Annotated in this window: 22 protein-coding genes; 15 read left to right on the top strand and 7 right to left on the bottom strand. The window is 64.6% G+C overall.

Annotated features, from left to right (window positions below; genetic code table 11):
• Positions 1–9: 9 nt before the first annotated feature.
• From ACIQXM_RS00110 to ACIQXM_RS00090, 5 genes are all read right to left on the bottom strand, one after another.
• Positions 10–891 (bottom strand): endo alpha-1,4 polygalactosaminidase, encoded by an 882-nt coding sequence (locus tag ACIQXM_RS00110; protein WP_400925832.1) that lies wholly within the window; start codon positions 889–891, stop codon positions 10–12.
• The gene (locus ACIQXM_RS00105) at positions 888–1,577 is read right to left on the bottom strand and encodes a spherulation-specific family 4 protein (RefSeq protein ID WP_400925829.1); all 690 of its coding nucleotides are present in this window, start codon (positions 1,575–1,577) and stop codon (positions 888–890) included. Before ACIQXM_RS00105 ends, ACIQXM_RS00110 begins: the two co-directional genes overlap by 4 nt.
• Positions 1,574–2,905, bottom strand: a complete 1,332-nt coding sequence (locus tag ACIQXM_RS00100; protein WP_400925827.1) for a hypothetical protein — start codon at positions 2,903–2,905, stop codon at positions 1,574–1,576. Before ACIQXM_RS00100 ends, ACIQXM_RS00105 begins: the two co-directional genes overlap by 4 nt.
• Positions 2,902–4,440: a GT4 family glycosyltransferase PelF gene (pelF, locus tag ACIQXM_RS00095; RefSeq protein ID WP_400925824.1), complete on the bottom strand. Its 1,539-nt coding sequence runs from the start codon at positions 4,438–4,440 to the stop codon at positions 2,902–2,904. Before pelF ends, ACIQXM_RS00100 begins: the two co-directional genes overlap by 4 nt.
• Positions 4,441–4,726: 286 nt before the next feature.
• Entirely contained in the window at positions 4,727–5,692 is a 966-nt protein-coding gene (locus ACIQXM_RS00090; RefSeq protein WP_400925821.1) for a quinone oxidoreductase family protein, read from the bottom strand.
• A 165-nt stretch (positions 5,693–5,857) separates the two neighbouring features.
• On the opposite strand from ACIQXM_RS00090, the gene argC reads away from it, so the two are divergent.
• The 10 genes from argC to ACIQXM_RS00040 all read left to right on the top strand — a co-directional run bounded on the left by argC (position 5,858) and on the right by ACIQXM_RS00040 (position 16,402).
• Entirely contained in the window at positions 5,858–6,889 is a 1,032-nt protein-coding gene (gene argC, locus ACIQXM_RS00085) for an N-acetyl-gamma-glutamyl-phosphate reductase (protein WP_400925818.1), read from the top strand.
• The gene (gene argJ, locus ACIQXM_RS00080) at positions 6,889–8,109 is read left to right on the top strand and encodes a bifunctional glutamate N-acetyltransferase/amino-acid acetyltransferase ArgJ (RefSeq protein WP_400925815.1); all 1,221 of its coding nucleotides are present in this window, start codon (positions 6,889–6,891) and stop codon (positions 8,107–8,109) included. The genes argC and argJ overlap by 1 nt, the downstream gene beginning before the upstream one ends.
• 12 nt (positions 8,110–8,121) lie before the next feature.
• The gene (gene argB, locus ACIQXM_RS00075) at positions 8,122–9,045 is read left to right on the top strand and encodes an acetylglutamate kinase (RefSeq protein ID WP_400925812.1); all 924 of its coding nucleotides are present in this window, start codon (positions 8,122–8,124) and stop codon (positions 9,043–9,045) included.
• On the top strand, positions 9,042–10,364 hold the full coding sequence (locus tag ACIQXM_RS00070; RefSeq protein ID WP_400925809.1) for an acetylornithine transaminase: 1,323 nt from the start codon (positions 9,042–9,044) through the stop codon (positions 10,362–10,364). Before argB ends, ACIQXM_RS00070 begins: the two co-directional genes overlap by 4 nt.
• On the top strand, positions 10,361–11,344 hold the full coding sequence (gene argF, locus ACIQXM_RS00065; RefSeq protein ID WP_400925806.1) for an ornithine carbamoyltransferase: 984 nt from the start codon (positions 10,361–10,363) through the stop codon (positions 11,342–11,344). Before ACIQXM_RS00070 ends, argF begins: the two co-directional genes overlap by 4 nt.
• On the top strand, positions 11,341–11,877 hold the full coding sequence (locus tag ACIQXM_RS00060; protein ID WP_400925803.1) for an arginine repressor: 537 nt from the start codon (positions 11,341–11,343) through the stop codon (positions 11,875–11,877). The genes argF and ACIQXM_RS00060 overlap by 4 nt, the downstream gene beginning before the upstream one ends.
• Before the next feature lie 100 nt (positions 11,878–11,977).
• Positions 11,978–13,186 (top strand): argininosuccinate synthase, encoded by a 1,209-nt coding sequence (locus ACIQXM_RS00055; RefSeq protein WP_400925800.1) that lies wholly within the window; start codon positions 11,978–11,980, stop codon positions 13,184–13,186.
• A 3-nt stretch (positions 13,187–13,189) separates the two neighbouring features.
• Complete coding sequence (gene argH, locus ACIQXM_RS00050) at positions 13,190–14,647, top strand: argininosuccinate lyase (RefSeq protein WP_400925797.1); 1,458 nt, start codon at positions 13,190–13,192, stop codon at positions 14,645–14,647.
• Positions 14,648–14,796: 149 nt separating this feature from the next.
• Positions 14,797–15,315 carry a pyridoxal 5'-phosphate synthase gene (locus tag ACIQXM_RS00045; protein ID WP_400925794.1) on the top strand — a complete coding sequence of 173 codons (519 nt, stop codon included), beginning with the start codon at positions 14,797–14,799 and terminating at the stop codon, positions 15,313–15,315.
• Between the two features lie 250 nt (positions 15,316–15,565).
• Positions 15,566–16,402 (top strand): maleylpyruvate isomerase family mycothiol-dependent enzyme, encoded by an 837-nt coding sequence (locus ACIQXM_RS00040; RefSeq protein ID WP_400925791.1) that lies wholly within the window; start codon positions 15,566–15,568, stop codon positions 16,400–16,402.
• 190 nt (positions 16,403–16,592) lie between these two features.
• Here the strand turns inward: ACIQXM_RS00040 and ACIQXM_RS00035 are convergent, their stop codons facing one another.
• The gene (locus ACIQXM_RS00035) at positions 16,593–18,272 is read right to left on the bottom strand and encodes a DUF222 domain-containing protein (protein ID WP_400925788.1); all 1,680 of its coding nucleotides are present in this window, start codon (positions 18,270–18,272) and stop codon (positions 16,593–16,595) included.
• A 394-nt stretch (positions 18,273–18,666) separates the two neighbouring features.
• On the opposite strand from ACIQXM_RS00035, the gene ACIQXM_RS00030 reads away from it, so the two are divergent.
• Together ACIQXM_RS00030 and ACIQXM_RS00025 are read left to right on the top strand one after the other, a co-directional pair.
• The gene (locus tag ACIQXM_RS00030) at positions 18,667–19,515 is read left to right on the top strand and encodes an SRPBCC domain-containing protein (RefSeq protein ID WP_400925785.1); all 849 of its coding nucleotides are present in this window, start codon (positions 18,667–18,669) and stop codon (positions 19,513–19,515) included.
• A gap of 79 nt (positions 19,516–19,594) precedes the next feature.
• Positions 19,595–20,242 (top strand): DNA-3-methyladenine glycosylase, encoded by a 648-nt coding sequence (locus ACIQXM_RS00025; RefSeq protein WP_400925782.1) that lies wholly within the window; start codon positions 19,595–19,597, stop codon positions 20,240–20,242.
• 109 nt (positions 20,243–20,351) lie between these two features.
• On the opposite strand, the gene ACIQXM_RS00020 is transcribed toward ACIQXM_RS00025, so the two are convergent.
• A complete protein-coding gene (locus tag ACIQXM_RS00020) occupies positions 20,352–21,347 on the bottom strand; it encodes an aldo/keto reductase (protein ID WP_400925779.1) in 996 nt (331 codons plus the stop codon).
• Positions 21,348–21,524: 177 nt separating this feature from the next.
• Between ACIQXM_RS00020 and ACIQXM_RS00015 the strand changes: the two genes are divergently transcribed.
• The 3 genes from ACIQXM_RS00015 (at position 21,525) to tyrS (ending at position 25,850) form a co-directional block, all read left to right on the top strand.
• Entirely contained in the window at positions 21,525–22,082 is a 558-nt protein-coding gene (locus tag ACIQXM_RS00015) for an adenine phosphoribosyltransferase (RefSeq protein WP_400925776.1), read from the top strand.
• Positions 22,083–22,249: 167 nt separating this feature from the next.
• Positions 22,250–24,517, top strand: coding sequence for a HelD family protein (locus tag ACIQXM_RS00010; protein ID WP_400925773.1), 2,268 nt, complete (start codon positions 22,250–22,252; stop codon positions 24,515–24,517).
• Positions 24,518–24,536: 19 nt separating this feature from the next.
• The gene (gene tyrS, locus ACIQXM_RS00005; protein WP_400927661.1) at positions 24,537–25,850 is read left to right on the top strand and encodes a tyrosine--tRNA ligase; all 1,314 of its coding nucleotides are present in this window, start codon (positions 24,537–24,539) and stop codon (positions 25,848–25,850) included.
• Positions 25,851–26,268: the final 418 nt, after the last annotated feature.

The following is a 26,268-nucleotide window of genomic DNA, read 5'->3' as shown; positions in this document are numbered from 1 at the left end:
GGACCCTGCTCAGCAGGAGGATCTCGCCGCTCCCAGATCCAGGGGCTTGAGCAGTGAGGAGAGCCCCTGCCTCTTGGACTCCGCGCAGAAATCGAGCGAGCCCTCGTATTCGACATGCAGCACGGCTTTGCCCACTTCCGCAAAGGGGGCATACGCCTCGCACTCCCTGTACCGGCGGCACTCTTCATTGACCGCAAAATCGAAATCGTCCACGAGTTCGGGTATTTGGTCGATGTCATTCTTCAGGGCCACGGACATTCCCCGTTCGTGGGCCAACCCCGCAACGGCGCGGTTGTAGGCCAATTGGTCATCCGCCGTCAGTGGAAAGCCGGACTCATTGATGTATCCGTCCACATTGTCGGCTTCGACTGCGTCAAAGCCCTTCGCCGCGCAGACGTCCATCCGCGCTGCCATGACTGGCAGGATGTCGTCCGTCCGGCGGATGTCGAGCCATCGTTCGTCCGGCCACCCGTCCAGGGGCCTTCCCAGGACCGCCTCCGGAAACACTCCCGCATCGCCCCGGAACTCTTCCCAGGAACCGACGGACAGATAGCAGACCAATCGCCGGCCGCTGCCCTTTAGGGTGTCGACGTCCTGCTGCGTTGTTGTCTCATAGTCGATGTCATACACGTCGGCGTCCATCGTCAGATCCAGTGCGCCGCTGAGCTGCCACTGCCAGCTCGTCTCCGGCGATGGGCTCCACCGCGCGGAATCGGGCTCGGACTGCGGCAGCGTCTGCGCAGCCGCCTCCGTTTGCCGGACAGCTTGGGCCGGTGTTTGGGATTCGGCCTGGAGTTCGGCGTCGGACGCACAGGAAACCAGGGGTGCGAGGAGGAGAACGCCGCAGACGACAGGGACAAGGCGGGTTTTCTGCACGGACAGTCTTCTCATGGGCGAACCGCCCTTCTCTTGGAAGCCAAACGGGTGGAGACCGGGGTGGGTGCTCCCAGCCATGGGTTGGGCAGAGAACGGTCGGTGGCAAAAGCGTACCCCGCTCCGCGTTTGGCCGCTGCGGTGTAGACGGCGTCGATCTCTTCGGGATCGCAGTCGTACACCAGATGCCACAGCTGCGACGGCGGCACGCGGTGCGCCCAGGCGGGCTGCGTAAAGTCAGCGTAGTTCTCTGCCGTGCCCTCGAAGACGGCCGTGACGTCGAACAGAGACAGATGTGCCGGGGACGGAAACCGGCCGGGGTTGGCCGCCAGGAAGGTGATCCCTGCCGCCCGGGCCGCAGCGGCGTATTGCGCACACCTTCCCAGGCTTTCCGGTACGGAGGGAAGCTCATCGAGCATGATTGCCTCGAGCCCGTATATCCTTTGCCAGCTTTCAATATCCCGTGCGACGTCCGCGACGGGCCTGTTCCCGTAATCGACCGGAACATATCCCAGCAGACGTGCGTGCGGGCGCAGTTCCGCCACCGCGGCAGGGTAGTACGCGTCGTCGTCGCGCCCCGGCCCGTTGTGCACGTTGACGACGGCGAAGGCCAGTTTGCGCCGCCGTGAGCCCAGCCACGCCCATTCCCGGGGAGCTTCTGCCGGATGGACGTACCAGGGAATTGCACGCCGTGCTTCTCTCACGCGTAGGTCCGCGGATCGGAAACGTGCATCAGCAGGACACCGAGACCGGCGCACAGGAATGCCACGGCCACCAGCAGGCCGGGCATGTTTCCCGCGCCAATCCAGGTTCCCGCAGAGAGGCAGGCGCCTCCGGCAAAAAGGACTCCGCCGCCCGGGAGCCCAAAGGCGGCCAGCGTTGTTGCCGTGGTGGCCAGGGAGCTGAAGGCCGCGGCCACCAGAACCGTGGTGGCGGTCCTGCTGTCGTCGACCAGGAAAACGACCACAATCATCGATGCCGAAGCGGAGATGACGACTATAGCTGCTGATATTGCCATGGTGAGCGTCCGCGCGTTGCGGGCTGCGTTGCGCAGCAGCGGCGTCCGTTTGGAGGACCAGATGAGCCTTTGGCGCATGAGGACCAGCGCCGGGTCCGTGGAGGCCGCAGCGACGACGGTAGCTACGACGAGTGCTGTTCCTTCCCAGTCCGGCAACCGGGTCAGGGCCAGCGACAGTGCGGCAGCGAGGAAGGCGGCCTGGGCTGCCGGTGCGACGGCGGCGCCCCAGCCGCCGCGCCCGAACAGGCGCCGCTCGCTGCTTGCCCGCAGGTGCCTCACCAGGGCCAGGGTGACCGCTGCCAGTACGAGGACCGCCACCGACAGGACGATGACGGTGGCAGCCCCGTGGCCCAGGAGCAGCGCAAGGGCCACGATGGGAACAGCGACGGCCAGGATCCTCAGCAGATACCAGGAGCGGCCGAGGATGATGAGCATGGAGACGACGCAGGAGTACCCGACCCAGGCCATCACCAGGCCTGCCAAACTTCCGTCCCGGCCGGGAATGGCCAGCGAGATCAGCATGCAGCAGGCCAGGACCAGCATGATGAGAATGGTTGCTCCGGTTCCGCGGGCAACTCCGCGGTGCACCTGCCCGTCACTGGCGTGTGACCAGACGATGCCCGACACCGACTGCCCGATAATCCAGGCACCGATTCCGGCAATCAGGACTTCCCGGGTATTGGCCGCCATCACCGTGGCGGTGAGGCCGCCCAGGATGGCGCCCAAAATAAGGACAATGCCGCGTCGGACGGCCTCCAGCAGTTCATCCCGGGATACCCATGACTCCTGGTTGTCAGCGACGCGGGTAACGGCACGCACCTGGACAAGGGAATGTGCGTAATCGAAGACATCCTTGGCTCCGTGGCGTTTCCGTGCGGTACGGTCGCTGACGCCTGATGCCTCCAGCCGGGCGGTGATCTCGTACACATCCACGGCATCGACGCCGGCTTGGTCGTTCTCGAATACGGCTACCGGCTTTCCAGCTCCGGGTACCGCGGGACTGTCCGCGCTCATGCGGACAGTCCCAGCTCAGCTGCGTCCACCCGGAACGACGACGGCGCCGCCAGGGGTGCCGGCGGCACTAGGACGGCAGCGCTTTGCGTCGGTGCGAGGAGCCGGCCGCTGCGAGCTGCGGCATAGGCTTCCCGGTACCGGGTCAGGCACCGCTCCAGCGTGAATTCGGCAAGTGCCCGCTGACGGGCGGCCGCTCCCATGGAGGCCCTGAGCTGCGGATCGGACAGGAGCGAGACGCAGGCGTCCGCAAAAGCAACGTAGTCCCGGGCGGCAACCAGCATGCCGGTTTCCTGCTCCTCATCCAGGCACTCACCCACCCCTCCAACATCGGTGTTGACAGTGGCGCGGCCGCACATCATTGCTTCAATCAGGGTGAACGGCAGTCCCTCCGAAACACTGGAAAGAGCTACTACATGACCGGCCTCGATCGCAGGCCGGCTGCCTTTGCTGGGTCCTTCCCAATGGACCGCGTCGGCCACGCCAAGAGTGTGGGTCAAGGCAACCAGCAGCTCTTTGTACGATCCGTTTTCAGCCGGCGTCGGACCGAAGATGCGCAACTGTGCGTCCGGCACCCGGTTACGGACCAGGGAAAAAGCGGATATCAGCGTTTCCAGGTCCTTGAGGGGATCGACGCGTCCCACGAAACTGATGGTTGGTTTATCGGGTTCCGTGGTGACCGGCAGGAAAGTCCCGGGATCGACGCCGTTGGGAATGGTGTGGATGCGCTCCGGAAGCGCACCCAGCCGGCGTTCCCACCGCGCGTTGAACTGGTTTACGGGAAGGACCATGTGCGCCTGCACGTTGACCACCTGGCACAGCCGTCGCAGGAACGCAGTCACCGCACGCCGTACCGGCCACGACAGATTGGCGCCGTACAGCGCCAGATAGCGTTCACGGAGGTAGACCCCGTGCTCGGTCAGCAGGATGGGGGTTCCGTGGCGCCATGACTGTGCCAGTGCCAGCAGCGACGAGGGACCGTTGCTGGAGGCATGGACCACGTCCACCTTTCCCAGCCGGTGGTCGACAAGGGCAAGTGCGCGGTCAACGATGCCGGCAGCCATGACCGCATCTGCAACCGAGATGGGAGGTTCGCCGGCACTGACCATGTGACGTGTCCACGCTGCGATGATGGGGGCCACGGACCCACGGGTTGCGAGGGAATGGGCCAATCCCACGCGGTCGCTGATGCCTACCAGGTGCTGCAGGGCACTCGCGGTCCGGCCCACGGGGTCATGCTGATCGGATCCCAGGGCGGCGTCCCACACCCGGGTCAGTTCATATTGCGTGGATTCAATCCATCTCCGGCGCTGGAGAGTGGGACGAAGCGGGGAGGCGGAGGGCCCCCACACCGGAATCAGGCGGAGTGACCGGACGTTCGGCGGCACCTCCCACACGGGCTTGTCGGCTCCGCTGCCGGTCAGCGCAACAACGTGGAAGTCGTGCTCCGGGATTCCGCTCAGGAGCTGGTTGCACCACGTGCTTACGCCGCCGGTGACAACCGGGTAGGTCCCCTCAGTGATCAGCGATATTTTCATACGGGTGCCCCTTCGGCTCGGCTCCGGGGCCGAGATGTCAGCGGGCTTCTTTTTTCAGGCAGGACGGATATACACAGCATTTGAGGCTTTCGGACGAGATTGGCGACATCGGTTGCAACGGTCGGTGCCGTCGGCAGATATCGATCTCAGTAAATATGATGTCCGTGCCGCAATCCCGAGTAACGCCTACGTGCCTGCTACGTACGCACTCTCGAGTTGGTGTTGAGCGCTGTTTGTGCTTCCCGGTGTCATCCGGTCCGGAACCTGATGACGCTACTCATCGCCGCTACGGAACGAGCAGCACCTTGCCCGTGGTTTTCCGCCCTTCCAGGTCTTCCTGTGCACGGGCAGCCTCGGCCAGCGGATAGGTGGCGCCGATCCGTACGTCCAGGGTTCCCTCGCGGACCATCTCGAACAGGTCATGTGCCCGCCACTGCCGTTCCTCGGAGGTAAGCAGGTAGTCGCCCAGCGTGGGACGCGTAAGGAACAGGGATCCGCCGGAGTTCAGCCGCTGGATATCGAAGGGCGGAATCTGCCCGGATGCGCCGCCGAACAGGACCAGCATGCCGCGCTTGCGCAGGCTGGACAGGGATCCGTCGAACGTTGTCTTGCCTACGCCGTCGTACACCACGTCCACACCCTTGCCGTCCGTCAGCTGGCGCACCTCCTCGGCAAAGGTGTCGTAACCGAGGGCATGGTCGGCACCGGCGGCACGGGCCAGCTCCCGCTTCTCATCAGTGGAGGCAGTGGTGATAACCCTGGCGCCTCTGGCCTTCAGCAGCTGGATCAGCAGCAGGCCGACGCCGCCGGCTCCCGCGTGGGTCAGGACAGTCTGGCCCTCCTCAACAGGGAAGGCCGAGTTGCACAAGTAATGGGCGGTCATTCCCTGCATGGGCAGGGCCGCTCCCACTTCGTCGCTGACACCCTCGGGAAGCGGCAGGGCCTTGTCCGCCTCCATGATCATGTACTCCGAGTAGGTGCCGCCGCCCTCAGCGGTGGCAACCCTGGCGCCCTCGCGGAAAGCTGCGACGTCGCGGCCTGCACTGACCACGGTTCCGGCGGCTTCCACTCCGGGGATGAAGGGATACTCCATGGGATAGATGCCGCTGCGCTTGTAGGTGTCGATGAAATTCACCCCGGCTGCGGCCACGCGCACCAGCAGTTCCTTGGGGCCGGGCTCGGGAAGGTCCACGTCTTCAAAGCGCAGGATTTCCGGCCCGCCGGGTGCGGGGACCACAATAGCTTTATGCATGGAATGTCTCTTCCGTCACGGCGTTGGTTTAGCTGCCATGGTAGGGCAGCGGCGACCATCCGCACAGCTCCGGGCAGGAACTCCGCCGATGGGGTCGGGAATGCGCGTCCGTCATGAATGCATAAATATGAACATCCCTGTATAAATCTGCTGTAGGGTGAAGCTATGACGATTTCAGTTGCTGTCTCAGGAGCCTCCGGCTACGCCGGCGGTGAGGTGCTGCGCCTGCTGGCCGGGCACCCCTCCGTCTCCATTGGTGCGATCACGGCGCACAGCAATGCCGGTTCCCGGCTGGGGGAGCTGCAGCCGCATCTCCATGCGCTCGCGGACCGGGTCCTTGAGGACACCACCGTGGAGAACCTGGCCGGGCACGACGTCGTCTTCCTGGCACTGCCGCACGGCGCCAGTGCTGCCATTGCAGCTCAGCTGGATCCGTCCGTCCTGGTGATCGACGCCGGAGCCGATCACCGGCTCGAAGATCCGCTGGCCTGGGAAAAGTTCTACGGTTCACCGCATGCCGGGTCCTGGCCGTACGGGTTGCCGGAACTGCCCGGCCACCGCGACCGGCTCAAGGGCGCCACCCGGATTGCCGTCCCCGGCTGCTATCCGACGTCCTCGCTGCTGGCGTTGGCTCCGGGATTCTCGGCCGGGCTGCTGGAGGCCGACGACGTCGTCATCGTTGCTGCCTCCGGAACCTCCGGTGCCGGCAAAGCCGCGAAACCGCACCTTCTGGGATCCGAGGTCATGGGCGGAATGAGCCCCTACGGAGTGGGCGGCGGACACCGCCACACGCCGGAAATCGAACAGGGTCTCTCCGCGGCGGCAGGCGAATCCGTGGCCGTGTCCTTCACTCCCACACTGGCCCCCATGGCACGCGGCATCCTCACCACTGCCACTGCGAAGGTGCGGCCCGGCGTAACCGCCGCACAGCTGCGCGCCGCCTGGCAGGAAGCGTACGGCAACGAACACTTTGTCCGCCTGCTTCCCGAGGGCCAGTGGCCGGCCACCAAAATGGTGGTGGGTTCCAACTATGCCGCCCTGCAGCTCGCCTACGACGCCCGCGCGAACCGCGTCATTGTCGCCTGCGTGATCGACAACCTGAACAAAGGCACCGCCGGCGGCGCGGTGCAGTCCATGAACATTGCCCTTGGCCTGGAAGAAACCGCCGGCCTCATGACCCAGGGAGTTGCCCCGTAATGAGCACCACCAATGACAGCATCGATACAGCCCACGGCAGCTCCGAGGCCGGTGCCGCCAGCGTAACCACCGGCGTCACCGCTCCGGCAGGATTCCGTGCCGCCGGCATTACCGCAGGGCTGAAGCTCTCCGGCGGCCGCGACATGGCGCTGGTGGTCAACGAAGGCCCCGCCAAGGCAGCCGCCGCCGTGTTCACCCGCAACCGGGTTGCCGCCGCGCCGATCCATTGGTCCCGGCAAGTCGTTTCGGACGGCCGGGCCGACGCCGTCATCCTCAATTCCGGCGGTGCCAACGCCTGCACCGGACCGCAGGGCTTCCAGAACACGCACGCCACGGCGGAGAAGACGGCCCAGGTCCTGGGCATCTCGGCCGCTGACGTGGTGGTCTGCTCCACCGGACTCATCGGCGAGCAGCTGCCCATGGAGAAGATCCTGCCCGGTGTCGAGGCCGCAGCGCAGGCACTCACGGCCGACGGCGGTGCTGCTGCTGCCGAAGCAATCATGACCACCGACACCGTTTCCAAGCAGGCCGTGTTCTCCGGCAGCGGCTACACCATTGGCGGCATGGCCAAGGGTGCCGGCATGCTGGCTCCGGGACTTGCGACCATGCTCGTGGTGCTGACCACCGACGCAAAGCTTCCCGCAGCCGACCTGGACACTGCGCTGCGGACGGCAACGGCCGTCACGTTTGACCGCACCGATTCCGACGGCTGCATGTCCACCAATGACACCGTGCTGCTGATGGCCTCCGGTGCTTCCGCCATCGAACCGGATGTCTCCGAATTCACCGCCGGCCTCACCGAGGTCTGCCATTCCCTGGCCCAGCAGCTGATCACGGACGCCGAAGGCGCCAGCCATGACATCGCCGTGACCACGTTCAATGCCGCCACCGTGAAGGACGCTGAAACCGCCTCCCGTGCCGTCACCCGCTCCAACCTCTTCAAGACCGCAATATTCGGCAACGACCCGAACTGGGGACGGGTCCTGTCCGCCGTCGGCACCACCGACGCGGTATTTGAACCCGACCGGATCAACGTCACCATCAACGGGGTTCAGGTGTGCCGCGACGGCGGAATCGGCGATTCACGCGATCTGGTGGACCTGACCGGACGTAAGGTCACCGTGGAAATCGACCTGAACGCGGGCACGGAAAGCGCCACCATCTGGACCAATGACCTGACCACGGACTACGTCCACGAAAACTCGGCCTACAGCAGCTAACCAGGGACTGACATGAGCACAACAGCAGAAGTACGCGAACAGCTGGCTGCGCAGGACAAGGCCGCCACGCTCATTGAAGCGCTGCCCTGGATCCAGCGGTTTGCCGGCACCATCATGGTGATCAAATACGGCGGCAACGCCATGGTCAATGATGATCTGCGGCGTGCCTTTGCCGAGGACATCGTCTTCCTGCACCACGTGGGAGTGCATCCCGTGGTGGTGCACGGCGGCGGCCCGCAGATCAGTTCCCTGCTGGAACGCCTCGGCATCAAATCCGAGTTCAGGGGCGGCCTGCGGGTCACCACTCCCGAGGCCATGGACGCCGTCCGCATGGTCCTCACCGGCCAGGTCGGCCGCCAGCTGGTGGGCATGATCAACGCCCACGGCCCCTACGCCGTCGGGCTCTCCGGCGAAGACGGCGGGCTGCTCCGGGCAGAGCGCATTGGAACCGTCGTTGATGGCGAAGAAGTGGACCTTGGCCTCGTGGGCGAGGTGACCGGAGTGAATCCCGCCGCCATCGTTGACCTGCTCGACGCCGGCCGCATTCCCGTAATTTCCACCGTGGCTCCCGAGGTCGACGCGGACGGTGAACTCACCAGCGACGTCCTGAACGTCAATGCTGACACCGCTGCGGCTGCCCTGGCCGTAGCCCTGGGTGCGTCCCGGCTGGTGGTCCTGACCGATGTCGAGGGTCTGTACTCCAACTGGCCGGACAAGACATCCCTGATCTCCGCGCTGACCGCGGGAGAGCTGCGGGAGATGCTGCCCTCCCTGGAATCGGGCATGATCCCCAAGATGCAGGCCTGCCTCACCGCGGTCGACGGCGGCGTGGACCGGGCTGCCGTGGTGGACGGCCGCATGGCCCATTCCATGCTGCTGGAAGTTTTTACCACCGCCGGCATCGGCACGCAGGTTGTTCCGGAGGAAGAGGCATGAGCAAGTTGACCCCCTATCAGAACCAAGCGGACACACCGGATTCCACCGGAACGCTGAACACCCCGGCCTCTGCCGGGGATGCTGCCCTCGCCGGGCTTACCGGCTCCTCCGAAGACTGGCTTCGGCGTTACGGCTCCGCCCTGATGGGAGTGTTCGGGACACCCCAGCGGGTCCTGGTCCGCGGCAGCGGCTGCACCGTGTGGGACGCTGACGGCAAGGCCTACCTTGACCTGCTTGGCGGCATTGCCGTCAACGCCCTGGGCCATGCCCATCCGTTCCTGACCTCCGTGATCGGCAGCCAGCTCGCCACCCTTGGCCACGTCTCCAACTTCTTCACCAGCCCCACGCAGGTTGCCCTGGCCGAAAAGCTGCTGCAGCTCTCCGGAGCCCCCGAGGGTTCCAAGGTTTTCTTCGCCAATTCGGGCACGGAAGCGAACGAAGCAGCGTTCAAACTGGCCCGGCGCAACACCGGAACGCAGCCCCGGCGCACCCGGATCATCGCGCTGGAGGGAGCCTTCCACGGCCGCACCCTCGGTGCGCTGGCCCTGACCGCCAAGAAGGCCTACCGGGCGCCGTTCGAACCGTTGCCCGGGGGAGTGGAGCACGTGCCCTTCGGCGACGTCGAGGCGCTCCGCGCCGCGGTGGATGACACTGTTGCCGCCGTCTTCGTGGAGCCCATCCAGGGCGAAGCCGGTGTGGTCCCGCTGCCTCCGGGGTACCTGCAGGCTGCCCGGGAAATCACCGCCGGCGCCGGTGCGCTGCTGATCGTGGACGAAGTCCAAACCGGCATTGGCCGCACCGGAAAATGGTTCGCCTCCGAAGGCGTACTGCCGGACGCCATGACCCTGGCCAAGGGCCTGGGCGGCGGCTTCCCCGTGGGCGCGCTGATCACCTTCGGGGAGGCGACGTCGTCGTTGTTGGCTGCCGGGCAGCACGGCACCACCTTTGGCGGCAATCCCGTGGCCACGGCAGCGTCGCTGGCCACGCTGCACGTCATTGAATCCACCGGACTTCTGGACCAGGTCCGGGACACGGGTGAATACCTCCGCGGGGCGCTGGCGGCAGTTCCAGGCGTCGTCCAGGTCCGCGGGGACGGCCTGCTAATCGGGATCGACCTGGCCGCGGAGACGGCACCGGCCGCGGTGGCTGCGGCCCTGGACGCCGGGTTCATCATCAACTCCACCGGACCGAAGACGCTGCGCCTGGCCCCGCCGCTGATCCTGACCCGTGAGCAGGCCGATTCATTTGTCAATGCGCTGCCGGGAATCCTGGCGTCCGCATCCGAACGGACCACCGGAAAAACAGAAGGAAAATCATGACCCGCCATTTTCTGGTCGACACCGACCTCACCCAGGCCGAGCAAGCCGAAGTGTTGGACCTTGCAGACGTGCTGAAGAAGGACCCGTACAAATACCAGCCCTTCGCCGGTGACTCCACGGGACGCAAGACCGTGGCCGTCATCTTCGACAAGACCTCAACCCGCACCCGCGTGTCCTTCGCCGCCGGCGTGGCCGATCTGGGCGGTGTTCCGCTGATCATTGGCGCGGGGGAATCCCAGCTGGGGCACAAGGAAAGCGTTACGGACACTACGAAGGTCCTGGAGCGCATGGTGTCCACCATTGTTTGGCGCACCTACGCGCAGGCCGGGCTGGAGGAAATGGCAGCCGTTTCCAGGGTTCCCGTGATCAATGCCCTGTCTGACGATTACCACCCGTGCCAGCTCCTCGCGGACCTGATGACCATTCGCGAGCACAAGGGAACGCTCGCCGGGCTCACCCTGACCTACCTGGGCGACTGCGCCAACAACATGGCCAACTCCTACCTCCTGGCCGGTGTCACGGCGGGAATGCACGTCCGGGTGGCCGGTCCCATCGGTTACCTTCCCGATCCGCTGGTGGTGGACGCTGCCGCAGCCCGGGCGGAGGAAACCGGCGGATCGGTCATGATCACCACCGACGCCGCTGAAGCTTTGGCCGGAGCCGACGTCGTCGCCACCGACACGTGGGTCTCCATGGGCCAGGAAGATGAAAAGGCGGCCCGCTCCGAACTTTTCCGCAGCTACGCAGTGGATGCTGCCGCCATGGAGCAGGCCGCGGACGACGCCGTCGTTCTCCATTGCCTGCCCGCCTACCGCGGGTACGAAATTTCCGCGGACGTCCTCGACGGGCCGCAGTCCGTGGTCTGGGACGAAGCAGAGAACCGTCTGCACGCACAGAAAGCCCTCATGCTCTGGCTGATGGCCCGTTCCGGCCTCACCGGTGTTCCCGAGGGCAAGTTCGCAGAGGAGGCCAAATCATGAGCATGCCCGCCACAAAGACCGCACGGCAGGCCCGCATCCGCGCCCTGTTGACCGGCCTTTCGGTACGTTCCCAAGCCGAGCTCGCTGCCCTGCTCGCGGACGACGGCGTGCAGGTCACCCAGGCCACCCTGTCACGGGACCTGGTGGAACTGGGCGCGGTGCGCATGCGCGGCAAGGACGGCGTGCTGGTGTACGCGGTGCCTTCAGAGGGCGGGCAGCGGGCGCCGCAATCCGGCGTATCGCCTGAGGTCCTGGACGCCCGCCTGGCCCGGCTCTGCGGGGAACTGCTGGTCACAGCGGAGGCCTCCGGCAACATTGTGGTGTTGCGGACTCCTCCCGGCGCAGCAAACTTTCTGGCTCTCGCCATCGACCACTCGGTGATTCCGTCCATTCTGGGCACCATCGCCGGTGATGACACGGTGGTGATGGTGACCCGCGAACCCAACGGCGGTGCCGACGTGGCAGCACGCTTCCTGCGTATTGCAGACGAAGCCACCGCAAACGGCCAGGCCCCGGACAGCCGCATCCTGTGATGCCGGGTTTGTTCCCGGTTCCGGCCCCGTAACTTTCCACCTACCTTCATCAACACAGCAGCCCGCAGCGGCTGCGCACTACGCAAGAGGAGCATATTTCGTGAGTGAACGCATTGTTCTGGCCTACTCCGGTGGCCTTGATACTTCGGTGGCAATCGGCTGGATCGCCGAAGCAACCGGTGCCGAAGTCATCGCCGTGGCGGTGGACGTTGGACAGGGTGGCGAGTCCCTGGAAACCATCCGCCAGCGTGCCCTGGCGTGCGGCGCCGTCGAAGCCTATGTTGCCGATGCCCGGGACGAATTCGCCTCCGAGTACTGCATGCCGGCCCTGAAGGCCAACGCCCTCTACATGGATTCCTATCCCTTGGTTTCCGCCCTTTCCCGTCCGGTGATCGTCAAGCACCTCGTGGCAGCGGCACGCCAGTTCGGCGCCACCACCGTGTCCCACGGCTGCACCGGCAAGGGCAACGACCAGGTCCGCTTCGAGGTCGGGATCCAGACCCTGGGCCCGGACCTGAAGTGCATCGCACCCGTCCGCGACCTGGCCCTGACCCGTGACAAGGCCATTGCCTTTGCCGAGCAGAAGAACCTTCCCATCGTCACCACCAAGAAGAACCCGTTCTCCATCGACGCCAACGTCTGGGGACGCGCAGTGGAGACCGGCTTCCTGGAAGACATCTGGAACGGTCCCACCCCCGACGTCTACGAGTACACCTCCGATCCCGCCGCCGGCCTTCCGGCCGACGAAGTGGTCATCACGTTCCGCGAAGGCGTTCCGGTGGCCATCGACGGCAAGCCCGTCACTCCGCTGCAGGCCATTGAGGAAATGAACCGCCGCGCCGGTGCCCAGGGCATTGGCCGCATCGACATTGTGGAAGACCGCCTTGTGGGCATCAAGAGCCGCGAAATCTACGAAGCTCCCGGCGCCATGGCCCTGATGACGGCCCACCGTGAACTCGAAAACGTCACCGTTGAGCGCGAGCAGGCCCGCTTCAAGAAGACCGTTGGCCAGCGCTGGACCGAGCTGGTCTACGACGGCCAGTGGTTCTCGCCGCTGAAGAAGTCCCTGGACGCCTTCGTGGAGGACACCCAGAAGTACGTCTCGGGCGACGTCCGCATGAATATGCAGGGCGGCCGCGCGGTAGTGACCGGGCGCCGTTCGGATTCCTCGCTGTACGACTTCAACCTGGCCACCTACGACACCGGTGACAGCTTCGACCAGTCCATGGCCCGCGGCTTCATCGAACTGTTCGGCATGTCCTCCAAGGTGGCCTCCGGCCGCGACCAGCGTTTGGCAGAAGGTAAGTAAGAAATGAATCACGGCAAGCCGCCGGTCAAACCGGCCGGACCCGCAGCAGCAGGTTCCACCGTCCAGGGCGCATTGTGGGGCGGCCGATTTGCAGGCGGCCCCGCTGACGCCCTCGCGGCGCTGAGCAAGTCCACCCACTTCGACTGGCGGCTTGCCGGCTATGACATTGCCGGCTCCCGGGCCCATGCCCGGGTGCTGCACACGGCCGGCCTGCTCGACGACGCCGAGCTCGAGGGCATGCTCGCCGCGCTGGACGAGCTCGACGCCGATGTCCGCTCGGGTGCCTACACACCGGCGGAGTCCGACGAGGACGTGCACGGTTCCCTGGAACGCGGACTGATCGAGCGGGCCGGACCTGCCCTGGGCGGAAAGCTGCGCGCGGGCCGGTCCCGTAATGACCAGATCGCCACCCTGGGCCGGATGTACCTGCGCGACCATGCCCGCATCATCGCAGCCGGGGTCCTGGCAACGATTGACGCCCTGGTTGAGCAGTCGGAAAAGCACCTGGGCGTGGCCATGCCCGGACGCACCCACCTCCAGCATGCCCAGCCGGTGCTGCTCAGCCACCACCTGCTGGCGCATGCCTGGGCTCTGCTGCGCGATGTGCAGCGGCTGGTTGATTGGGACAAGCGCGCAGCGGTGTCCCCGTACGGCTCCGGTGCTTTGGCCGGCTCATCGCTGGGACTGGATCCCAACGCGGTGGCCGCCGAGCTCGGATTCACCTCAGCCGTCTGGAATTCCATCGACGGAACCGCTTCACGCGACGTCTATGCCGAGTTCTCCTGGGTGGCCGCCATGATCGGTGTGGACCTGTCCCGCATCAGCGAGGAAATCATCATCTGGGCCACCAAGGAGTTCTCCTTTGTGACACTCGATGATGCCTTCTCCACGGGCTCGTCCATCATGCCGCAGAAGAAGAACCCTGACGTAGCGGAGCTGGCCCGAGGCAAGGCCGGCCGCCTGATTGGTGATCTCACCGGGCTTCTGGCCACGCTCAAGGGTCTTCCGCTGGCTTACAACCGCGACCTGCAGGAGGACAAGGAACCGGTGTTTGACGCCGCCGACACCCTTGAAGTGCTGCTGCCCGCGGTGTCAGGCATGATCGCCACGCTCACGTTCAACACCGAGCGGATGCAGGCGCTGGCTCCGCAGGGCTTCGCCCTCGCCACAGATATTGCCGAGTGGCTGGTCCGCCAGGGTGTGCCGTTCCGCGAAGCGCACGAACTCTCCGGTGCAGCCGTGAAGCTGGCGGAAAACCGCGGCGTCGAGCTCTGGGACCTGACCGACGAGGAGTATGCAGGTATTTCTTCTCACCTGACACCGGAGGTCCGCTCCGTCCTGAGCACCGAAGGATCCCTGGACAGCCGCAGCGGTCAGGGCGGAACCGCCCGCTCTGCCGTTGAAGCGCAGCTCGCAGCCCTGAAGTCTGAGTTGGAGACGGCTCGCAGCTACGCTGCCTGACCAGAGCCGCTGTCTCAAGACACGCAACCCCCGGAAGGGCCCCGGAGAGCTGATCGCCTTCCGGGGTCCTTCCGGGTTCTCCGGGGATGCTTTCCGTGTGGCTTGGAGCGCCGTGGGTGTGCCGCCTATCCGGCCGCTACCCTTAGGCCATGAGCGACTCCTTCCGATTGATGCTGCGCGCATTGCCTGACTTCCCTGAAAATCTTCCGGGATTCGACCCTGCCCAAGCGCCGGTTGATCCTGCTGAACTGTTCCGTTCCTGGCTCGACGAAGCCCTCACCGCCGGCGTCCGCCAGCCTCATGCCTTTTCGCTGGCTACGGCAGACGCTGGCGGGAACCTGTCGTCGCGGATGCTCATTCTGAAAAACCTGGACGATGACGGCTGGCACTTTGCGACTTCACGCACCTCGCGAAAGGGCCGGGAGCTCTCAGCCAACCCCCGTGCCGCAATGAACTTTTACTGGGCGGAGCTGGGGCGGCAAATTCGGGTCAGCGGCAGCGTGGTCCAGCTGTCCGAGGAGGCATCGGCACGGGACTGGGACGAACGTCCTGCCGGTGACGGCTCGGCCAACCCCGAGTGGCAGCTGTTCGCACTGCAGCCCGTCGAGATTGAGTTCTGGCAGGCCGACCCCAGCCGACGGCACATCCGCCACCGTTACCAGCTCTGAATCAGAGATAAAACCAGTTCCACACCAGTTCCACACCAGTTCTGGTCCAGCTTTGAACCAGCTTTGAACACATGAAGACGCAGTACAGGATTGGCCCGGTTGTAGCTTCTGACACGTGCCGGGTCTCCGGGTGCCCTAGAGCCCGGTTCACTCGAGTGCCGGTGCCGCAAAGTGCGGTGCACCAAAGCCAGGTGCACTCAGCGTCGCTCCGAGTAGTGGCAAACCGGTTCCCGCGCTCTATGGTGTGTCAATGACTGGTCCCTCCGATGCCGCGGGTTCCTCCCGGCCCTCCGTTCCCAAGCCCTCGCCCCGGCCGTCTTCTTCCCGGCTGATGTCTTATCTGGAGTCCGCTGCAGCGGGCTTTATGGAGCACGCGGATTGTCTGCAGAATGCCGATGTCCGCGATGCGTCGCGCCTTCCGGGATGGTCACGGGGCCACATTATGGCGCACGTGGCCGGAGTTGCTGATGCCATGGAACGACAGCTCCGATACGCTGCGGACGGCGAGACCATCGGCCTCTATGACGGCGGGTCGGACGGCCGCAACCGGGCCATCGATGAAGGAGCCGTGCGCTCAGCCGAGCAGCACCGACAGCAGCTGGGAGCAAGTTTGAACAGCGCGTTGTCCGCCTTCCGTAACTTGCAGGAGTCCGACTGGCGCACTCCGATCTCGTACCGCGGCGGAGTGGTGCGGGACGGCGGACTGGCACTGTGGCGTGAACTCGTTATTCACGGCACCGATTTGGGAACCGGAGGCGAAGCCGATGCCTGGTCCCCGCAGTTATGCGAGCATCTCTTTGGTTTCCTTGCCGCCCGGGTCCCTTCCGGAGTGCGGCTGAGGATCCAGCCGAGGGGAATGGCCCCTCGTGTCCTCGCAGCCGTTCCCTTGGAATCGGGATCTGCGGCCGACGGAAGCACTGTAGTGGTTGGCGGAAACACTGTCTCGGTGGACGGCATGGCGACAGACATCGCCGCTTGGCTCGCCGGCAGAACCCCCAACTTGGGAAGCCTGCGGGTTGAAGCGGACACCGATGCTGTTGACCTTCCCAACCTCCTGCCTTGGCCGTCAGGCATCCCGGCCAAGTAGCGGCCGCGGAGCCAGCAGACTGTCAACCGGGTGCTGGCCGTTCACCTACCGGCGCGTCCGGTCTCATTCAGTTCACCGTTCGGGAACAGCGGGAGAAAAAAGTCGGGAACAGCGGGAGAAATCAGTCGGGAATACCGGGAGAAATCAGTCAGGAACGCCACGAGAGATCAGTCGGGAATACCGGCAGAGATCAGAACGGCGGCGGGTCGCCGTCCTTCGAGGCCGAGCCCGAGTTCGAGCCCAATTCAAACTCTGTGTGAGCAAGCGGTGAGTTCAGAGCGGGTCGGAGTTGGCCGAGGGTGAGTTCCGGCTGGGTTTGATAATGCCGTCCCAAAGGGGAGATCCATTCCAGCACGCCCGGTGATACCTGTTGGGCTTTCCAATGACCCAGGGTTTTCAGCCGATGGTGCTTCTTGCAGAGATTCGCCAGATTCCAATGCTCGGTTGGACCACCCTGTGCCCACGGAATGGTGTGGTCCGTTTCGGTCCTGGCCGTGCCGGTACTGCAGCCCGGGAACCGGCACGTTTGATCCCGCGCCTGCAGCCAGCGTCGCAGGCCGGCCGGCACCTTTCGCCGCCGTCCCACTCCCAGAACTTCGCCTGTGCGGGCGTCTTGGACCAGTCCGGTCCACCGGCAGGCGGTTCGGGCGAGCCTGCGGGCGGCCTCCGCACTGATAGGTCCGTAGCCGGCGAGTTCTGCAGGGGCATTGTCGGCGCCGAAGAGCGTGTCGGCGTTGATGAGCACCATGATCTCCGCGACGGTTCCGGACGGAAGCTGAGGAGTGCCGCGCATGCCTCCGGGGCCGGTCTGGCGCTCATTTCTCACGTTGGGTGCACCCTTCTGCCTGGTCTCGCATTCATCTCTCGCGACCGCCCCACCTCCGGCAGCGTCCGTCCTCTGGACGGAGGATGTATTCCTGATCCCAGCACCAGCCCCGGTCTCGGAGTCATCTCGGTCGCTACAGACCTCCGGTTCGCCGATCCACGGTTCGGGTGTGTGCAGGAGCAGACTGGCCAGGATGTCAGCCCGAAGCTGGTCCAAGCCGCGCGGGTCGCCCAGAAGCTGTTCACCGCGCGCCGCGCCGGTGAGCGCGCCGAAGATACCCTGTCCTTTGTCCGCGGGCAGATATGCCGTGAGGTGTCCCATGCCGTCGGGCTGCGGCTGGAACCAGACCCTCCGCTGCTCAAATGCTTTGCGGTGGCGTACGGGAATGGTTTCCGGATAGCTCCTTTCCCGAAGGCGGCGTGCCTTCCGGACCAATTGCGCATTCGTCAGTCCCGGGGCCAGCTTTAATAACTCTTGTTCCATGGCATGGGCTGCACCGGGAGGAAAAACCTGTGCCTCCCGGGCAGGAACCGAAGGGGGAGGAAGCTCCTCTGCGACAAGGGAACGCGTCTGGTCAAGGATTGTCAGGGCCTGGGCCGGAGTGATTGCCGCTCGTTCCAGCGCGTCCAAGGTGCTGGGGCATCGTTCACAAAGTTCGCAGGCTTCATCAACAAGGGCCTTGGCTGTCCCCTCCGGGATGCCAAGCATCGTTGCTACCTCAGTCGCGGTGAGACTGAAGGCCAGACCGGCGTCCACTGCTCGCGGAACAGCAGCTCTGCCCCTGACTGCATCCTCCGCCGCACGCTCAGCGTTGAAAGATTGGAGTTCCTCCATCATCAGCACATGCTGCCGATAGATCAGACGCACCTTAGCCGCTGCTGCCCAACCCTCCAGCAGCCGCAGACCCTGCAACGCCGACCCCGTTCGCTCCTGATTCAAGGAACCGGCCGGGCTTAGCCTCAAGCAGCCGCTGAGGCCGTCGGGAAACCCTGAAGCCGACAGAGGAAGGCAACCGCTGCCCCGAAGGTGATCGGCAGAGAACATTAATCCTTCATCTGCACCGGTTTCATCTGGTGCACTTCCCCATGCTGTGGAATCTGCTTCCCGCGCCACGCCCTCAACCCACGCTGCAAGCCCGCTCTCTGAGCACCCCTCATCATTCCGGCCGCGGGGCCAGCCCGAATCGGGAAACCACAAAGGATCGGGAGGAGGGTCTGCCCGCTTTCCGTACGCCGTCGTCGTATCCATGACTGAAGGCTGTCAGCCGCCACCGACATTTCCGGCCCCTTTCGCCCGGCCGGATAGCCAAGTGATACGTGGAAAAAAGCGAGTAGTGTGACGGGTCCCTGACCCTGTCCTGCGAGCCTTACGGTACTTCGGGCTGGAAGCTAGGCTGGAAAAGCCCACCCCGGTGGATTCCGGACAGGAGGACCTTGTGATGCCAGGACAGTTCAGCTCCGCGCCCGTTCCCGAAGGCCGCATCGAGAAGCTTTCAGACGGATTTGCTTTGGCCTTTGACCGCCAGTTCGACTATCCCGCAGCACACATCTGGGACATCCTGACCAACCCCGAGAAGATCTCCCTCTGGCTCGGGCAGGTAAACCCTGAATGGCAGTTGGGCAAGGAATACACGCTGGATATGGACGGGGGCACCAGCTCCGGAACGGTGCTCCAGCTGGAACCCCGCTCGAGCCTGCAGATCACGTGGGAAGACCAGCTGGGCTCAGACTCCGTTCTGGAATGGCAGGTGCTGGAGAGCAGCGGGGGAGCGTTGCTGCTGTTTCGCTCCCGGACTGACACCCCTGATTTCCTGGCTGAGGGCAGCGCGGGCTGGCAGGGCATTCTGGACGCATTCGCCCACGTCGCAGCGGGCACGGAACCCCAGCCGGACAGTATGGAGCAATGGCTGACGCTGCGGGATGCCTACGCCAAGGACTTTGACATCTCACCCACGATGGGTCTGGTCACAGGCTCGGGACGCGATGCCGAACTTGTTTTTGAGCGGTGGTACCGCGCTCCGTCCGAGGACGTGGAAGCTGCGGCCGACGCCGCCTCCCGCAGGCTGAATCTGGGCGCAGAGGCCCGGATGGAGATGGCTGACGACGGCGATGAAACAAGGCTCACGCTCCACCAGCCCGTAACCGGAAGCCAGGACCAGACGGCGGAGCTGCTTGCTGCCTGGCACGTGACGCTGGACGCGGTTCGCGATCAGCTTGACGGCAGCATGCCACACCCAAATTCGCACCGATTGGCGGCATTGGAGCAGTTTTACCGGTCCATGGTCTAACCCGGCCGCAGGGAAGCATGGGGTCCGGCTCTGGGCCGCTGATTCTGCTGACCCGCCCTGCAGTTGCTACGGTCAAAGCATGGAAGACACAAGCGCAAGGTCACGGCTTGCGGTGCCGGCCACCAGTGCCGCCCGCCTCCTGTTGGGATCGGTCCTCACGCACGACGACGGCGGGGGCCCGGTGAGCGTCCGAATCACCGAGGTGGAGGCCTACATGGGCGATGTTGACCCCGGGTCCCACGCCTTCCGCGGACGCACGGCACGGAACAACACCATGTTCGGTCCCGCCGGCCATCTTTACGTCTACTTCACGTATGGAATGCATTACTGCGCCAACGTGGTCTGCGGTGATGAAGGGTTTGCCACCGGGCTGCTGCTGCGGGGCGGGGAGATAGTTGAAGGAATCGAAACCGCACGGGTACGACGCAACAATCCGCGCACAGACCTGGATCTGGCCCGCGGCCCGGCCCGGCTGGCCCAGGCACTGGGCATCAACCGGGAACTTGACGGAGCCGACGTCTTTGCTGCTCCGCTGCGCCTCGAACTGCCCGATCAGCCGGTGGCAGACGCACTAATTTCCTCCGGCCCCCGAGTGGGAGTCAGCGGAGCCGGCGGCACTGACGAATACCCGTGGCGTTTCTGGCTGACCGCCGATCCCACCGTCTCGAAATACCGTCCGGCAGTCGCCCGCAAGCGCCGGAATGCAGCCGGTGCGACTGCCCGGTAAACGGAAAAGGCCCTAATAGTTGGGCCCGCTGCCGGAAAACGCAAAGGCGGCGTCCGGGATAACCTCCCGGACGCCGCCCAACCCGGATCCTGCGGGATGCAGGGTCTTTCTATGCTGCAGACGGCAGGGGCGCCTGCGCAGAGATCAGCTTGTTTTCCAGCAGTTCGTCCCAGAAGGCGCCGGGAATTGATGCCTTCATTGCCGCAACATCCTCACTAACGCGCTCGGGCCGGCTGGAGCCGGGAATGACCGCAGCCACAGCGGGGTGGGCCGCGGAGAACTGCAGGGCAGCTGCCTTCAGGCTCACGTCATGCCGCTGGGCGATGTCCGTCAGCCGCTTGATCCGCTCCTTGACCGCCGGAGGAATCTCCGCGTAATCGAAGTAGTCTCCGCCCAGCAGGGCACCGGAGTTGAACGGACCGCCGACGACGATTCCCACACCCTTTTCCTGTGCAGCAGGCATCATGCGCTGCAGGGCACGCTCGTGCTGCAGCAGGGTGTACTGGGTGGCGGAGAGGCTCATGGTCGGAGCTGCAACATCCATGTCCATGGCCAGCTCTATGGGTTCGGTGGTGTTGACCCCGAGGCCCCAGCCCTGGATCACGCCTTCGTCCTGCAGCCGGGCCAGAACGCGGAACGCACCGGTCCGGGCCTCATTGAACTTTGCTACCCATTCGTCGCCCAGGAAATCCCGGGATGTGTCGTGGATGAAGACAAAGTCCAAGCGGTCCGTCTTCAGCCTCGTCAGGCTTTCCTCGATGGACCGCAAGGTGGCATCAGCCGTGTAATCAGTGGCGATCTTATTCGCCCGTCCGTGGTTGAAGAGGCCGTCGCTCTTCTCTTCCTGTTCGTCCAGGATGAGCCGTCCCACCTTGGTGCTCAGGGCAAATTCGTCGCGTGAATGCTGGGAGAGCACCTCACCCAAGCGGGATTCCGCCAGCCCGGCTCCATAGAACGGAGCGGTATCGAAGTAACGGATGCCTTCGTTCCAAGCGGCTTCGACAGTGGCCAGTGCCTCGTCCTGGGGGATGTCACGGAACATGTTTCCCAGCGGAGCCGTCCCGAATCCGATCTTGTTCTTCAGCACTTCGTGCAGGTTAACCATGTGTATAAATCCTTGCTGTTGATTCCGGGACCTCTCCGAAGGTCCCGCTCAAACGTGGCAACTGCCTCCCCGGAGGCTTTATTCCGCCGCCCTTCGACGCCGAGGGCCGTCGAGAGAAGGGCCACAGCCGCCCCGCTCGGCCACGGGCTCCCGCCGCTGAGCGGGTAAGGTGGATGGGTGAAAGAAACGCCCGCGGACGCCGCACAGAACATTGAGCCCATTGCCGACACCATTGAACGACTGGGCGCAATTGTGCCGGATTACCCCAAGCCGGGAGTCGTCTTCCGCGACCTGACACCCGTTTTTGCCGACGGTCCCGCGTTCCGCGGCGTTGTCGATGCCCTGCTGGAAGAGTATGAGGGACGTTTCGACTACGTGGCCGGGGTTGAAGCCCGCGGGTTCCTTCTCGCCGCAGCCGCGGCCTACGCAGCTGACAAGGGCGTCATCACCATCCGCAAGCCCGGCAAGCTGCCGCGCCGCGTGTTTTCCGAAAGCTTCTCCATGGAGTACAGCGAGAACACGCTGGAAGTTCACCAGGATGACATTCCGGCCGGCTCCCGCGTCCTCATCTTGGACGATGTGCTCGCTACCGGCGGGACCCTCGGTGCAACGGCCCGGCTCATCGAAAAGGCCGGGGCCGTAGTGGCCGGATTCGGCGTCGTCCTGGAACTGAACGACCTCGGCGGACGCGCCGCGCTGGCAGGTTACCCGGTGCACGCCCTGGTCGCTTACTAGCCACATCTTCCGCTCTTCCGCACGGCGGAGCATCACCGCGTCTCCGGAGTGAGACGCACTTAGACCCATCCGGCAAGGGCCGGCGTCACTTAAATAGCTCAGTGCATGGAAAAAGTCCAAATGCACGCTAAACTTGTGGGTCTGCCTTTGCGAGAGGGAACGCGAACATGCCTGAAACGTCTTCTGCCCACCATGAGCTGGAACATGAGCGACACTATGTCGCCGGTTTGTACTCACGACTCGATGAACTCCGTGAAGAAAAGCGCGAGCAGCTGGCCCAGGTGCGGCGCAGCACCTCGGCCGGTTCACATCAGAACCGCTCCGAGCGCGACGCCTTTGCCACCATGTATGAGGACCGTCTGGCGCAGCTGAACGCCGTTGACGACCGCCTGGTATTCGGCCGGCTGGACCTCGACGACGGCGAGGAGCGTTACATCGGCCGGATTGGCCTCTCCACCGCTGATCTGCAGCGGCTGATGGTGGACTGGCGGGCGCCGGAAGCAGGCACCTTCTACCAGGCAACAGCCTTTGAACGCCAAGGCGTTCGACGCCGCCGCCACCTGATCCTCAAGGGCCGCAGCGTCCAGGCCATCGAAGACGACGTGCTGGACTACAGCATGCTCGAGGAAGAAGAAGCGCTGCAGGGCGAAGGTGCTCTGCTGGCCGCCCTGAACTCCAAGCGCACCGGCCAGATGTCGGACATCGTCGGCACCATCCAGGCCGAGCAGGACCGCATCATCCGTGCGCCGCTGGCAGGCACCCTCGTTGTCCAGGGCGGACCGGGAACCGGAAAGACCGCCGTAGCGCTTCACCGTGCGGCGTACCTGCTGTACACGCACCGCGAACGGCTCAAGTCCGCCGGCGTGCTGCTTGTTGGTCCTTCCAATGCGTTCATCCGCTACATCGAACGCGTCCTTCCGTCCCTGGGCGAGACCGGCGTCGTCATGTCCAGCCTGGGACAGCTCATGCCGGGCATCACCGCCGTTCCGGAAGAGAACGCGCAGGTTGCCGAGATCAAGGGCCGGATCTCCATGGCCGACGTCGTCGCGCGCGCAGTTGCCAACCGCCAGCGCATGCTGCTGGAGCCGCGGAAGCTGAACGTGGAAGGAACCATCCTCACGCTGACGCCGAAGATGGTCCAGCGTGCCCGGGACAAGGCGCGGGCCACCGGCAAACCGCACAACGAGGCGCGCGTTACCTTCGTGAAGATCCTCCTGCGCGAACTCACCGAACAGCTCACGGAACAGCTCGAAGAGTCTGCCGGTGCCGGCAACAGCACCGACCGCGCGTATCTGGCGGAGGACGTGCGCGCCTCCCGTGACGTGCGCGTGGCCTTGAACCTGTGCTGGATGCCGATGACGCCGGAGAAACTGCTCTCCGAACTCTTCAGCAAGCCCGGACACCTTGAAGGGGCAGCTCCCGACCTGAGCGACGAAGAAATCCGCCTGCTGCGCCGCAGCCCGGATGCGGCGTGGACGGAAGCGGATGTTCCGCTGCTGGATGAGGCAGCCGAACTGCTGGGGGAGCTGGATGCCTCCGCCGGCCGCGACCTTGCCCTGCGCGAAGAACAGCGCAAGCGGGACCTGGCCAACGCCGAGCGGGCCATCGAAAACACCGAAGGCTTCCTGGAAGATTCCGGTGCCCACGGGATTCTCTCGGCCGAGGACCTGGCGGACCACAACACGGTAGGGGAGGCACGCCTGACGGCGGCCGACCGCGCCGCCGTCGACCGCACCTGGGCCTTTGGGCACATTGTGGTGGATGAAGCGCAGGAACTTTCCGCCATGCAGTGGCGGCTGCTGATGCGCCGTTGCCCGCTGAAGTCCTTTACCGTGGTGGGTGACATTGCCCAGACCAGCTCCGCCGCCGGCGCCACCTCCTGGCAGCAGGCGCTGACGCCTTTCGTGGGGGAGCGTTGGACGCTGGAAGAGCTGACCGTGAATTACCGCACTCCGGCGCAGATTGCCGAAGCTGCGGTCCGCATGGCCAACGCCGCAGGACTGGTGGTTTCCGCGCCTAAGGCGGTCCGCGAGGGGCGCTGGGCGCCGTTCGTTGACCGGGTTCCCGAGGGAGGGCTTGTTGCCCGCCTGATGGAGACCCTGCCGGAGGACCTGGCAGCCCTGGAAGGGGGCCTGCTGGCGATCATCGCCGAGGAACACCACCTCGACGCCGTGCGCCGGGAAGTCGGTGCGGTGTACGGCAAGCGGCTGGGCACCGGAGCCGGCGGCTTGGAACAGGACATCGTGGTCACTTCGCCGCGCGAAGCCAAGGGACTGGAGTTCGACGGCGTCGTCATTCTTGAGCCGGAAGAACTGCTGACCGCTGCCGCCGGAAAGGTGGGGGACCTGTACGTTGCGATGACCCGTCCTACGCAGCGCCTGCGTCTTATTGCCGCCGGAGCGGTCCCCGCGGGCATTGTGGAAGAAGAAGACTGATATTTTGGAAGACGTGACTATCGAAACCCCAGCGGGCCTGAGCGCCCAGAAGAATGATCCGACTTTCAACAACGTTTGGCAGGAACTGAAGTGGCGCGGCCTGGTTCAGGTCTCCACCGATGAAGCCGAACTGGAGAAACTGCTCGCCGGGGATTCGATTACCTACTATTGCGGCTTCGATCCCACAGCGCCGAGCCTGCACCTGGGCAACCTGGTGCAGCTGCTGACGATGCGCCGCCTGCAGCTGGCCGGCCACCGTCCGCTGGCCCTCGTGGGAGGATCCACCGGCCTGGTCGGTGACCCGCGCCCGACGGCCGAACGCACCATGAACACCAAGGAAACCGTCTCCGAATGGGTCGGCTACCTGCAGGGACAGGTGCAGCGCTTCCTCAGTTTCGAGGGGCAGAACGCTGCGCAGATGGTCAACAACCTTGACTGGACCGCGCCCATGAGCGCCATCGACTTCCTGCGGGACATCGGCAAGCACTTCCGGGTGGGCACGATGATCAAGAAGGAGATCGTCTCTTCGCGCCTCAACTCCGACGAAGGCATTTCCTACGCCGAGTTCAGCTACCAGGTGCTGCAGGGCATGGATTACCTCCAGCTCTTCCGCGACTACGACTGCGTGCTGGAAACCGGCGGATCAGACCAGTGGGGCAACCTCACCTCGGGCACCGAGCTGGTGCGCAAGGTGGAGGGCAAGAGCGTCCATGCCCTGGGCACCCCGTTGATCACCAACTCGGACGGCACCAAGTTCGGCAAGAGCGAGGGCAACGCCATCTGGCTGGACAGTGCCATGACCAGCCCGTACGCGATGTACCAGTTCTGGCTGAACACATCGGATGCCGACGTCGTGGACCGGCTCAAGGTCTTCACCTTCCTGACCAGGGCGGAAATCGAAGAGCTTGCCGTCTCGGTTGCCGAGGAACCGCACAAGCGGGCAGCGCAGCGTCGGCTGGCCTACGATGTGACGTCCTTGATCCATGGGGTGGAAGCAACCGAGAAGGTTATTGCCGCCTCTGCCGCACTGTTTGGGCAGGGTGAAATCAGCGACTTGGACGAAGCCACTCTGAGCGCAGCAACTGCGGAACTCCCTCGGGTGGTTGTGAACAGCAGCGGACTGGGAATCATTGACCTGTTGGTTGCCTCCGGACTGTCCGGCACCAACTCCGCCGCGCGGCGTACGGTCTCTGAAGGCGGGGCATACGTCAACAACCGCAAAATCACAGATGCGGAGACAGTCATAGGAAGTGCCGACCTGCTGCACGGCAAGTATCTGCTGCTGCGCCGAGGCAAGCGCACTCTGGCCACTGTGGAAGTCAGTGATTCTTGAGTTCACCTCGTTGATCAGCGTGTTCTGATCATGCATTGATCAACCACTAGAAGGCCGGATTTCGGCTCCTGTCACCCTGGACATCCGGGGTGACAGAAGCTCGAAAGCCGGCCTTCTGCTTACCCCGGGGTTCACGGATTCCCAGCGTGCAGCAGATCACAGGGTCCCGGCTTGCACGGTCCGGCGACTCTGTGTAAAGTTGAGTGAGTTGCCCCGGAGAGCGCCCAGCGGACATGGTCTGCAAGCGAGACTCCCGGATCCGGCAACATCCCACAACACAGCAGCGGAGATAATCCGGATGCTTCGTGGTGGGTTCGTCCGGCCAAAATGAAGCAGTCTTCGGGAATTATCCCGAATTGCCAAACACGGTCCGGATGAAATAGAATAAAGAAACACTGCAGCGAAGAGAAAAGAAAAA

It is taken from the genome of Arthrobacter sp. NPDC097144 (assembly GCF_044762205.1).
Taxonomy (GTDB): Bacteria; Actinomycetota; Actinomycetes; order Actinomycetales; family Micrococcaceae; genus Arthrobacter_B.
This window is presented reverse-complemented; position numbering and strand designations above follow the sequence as displayed.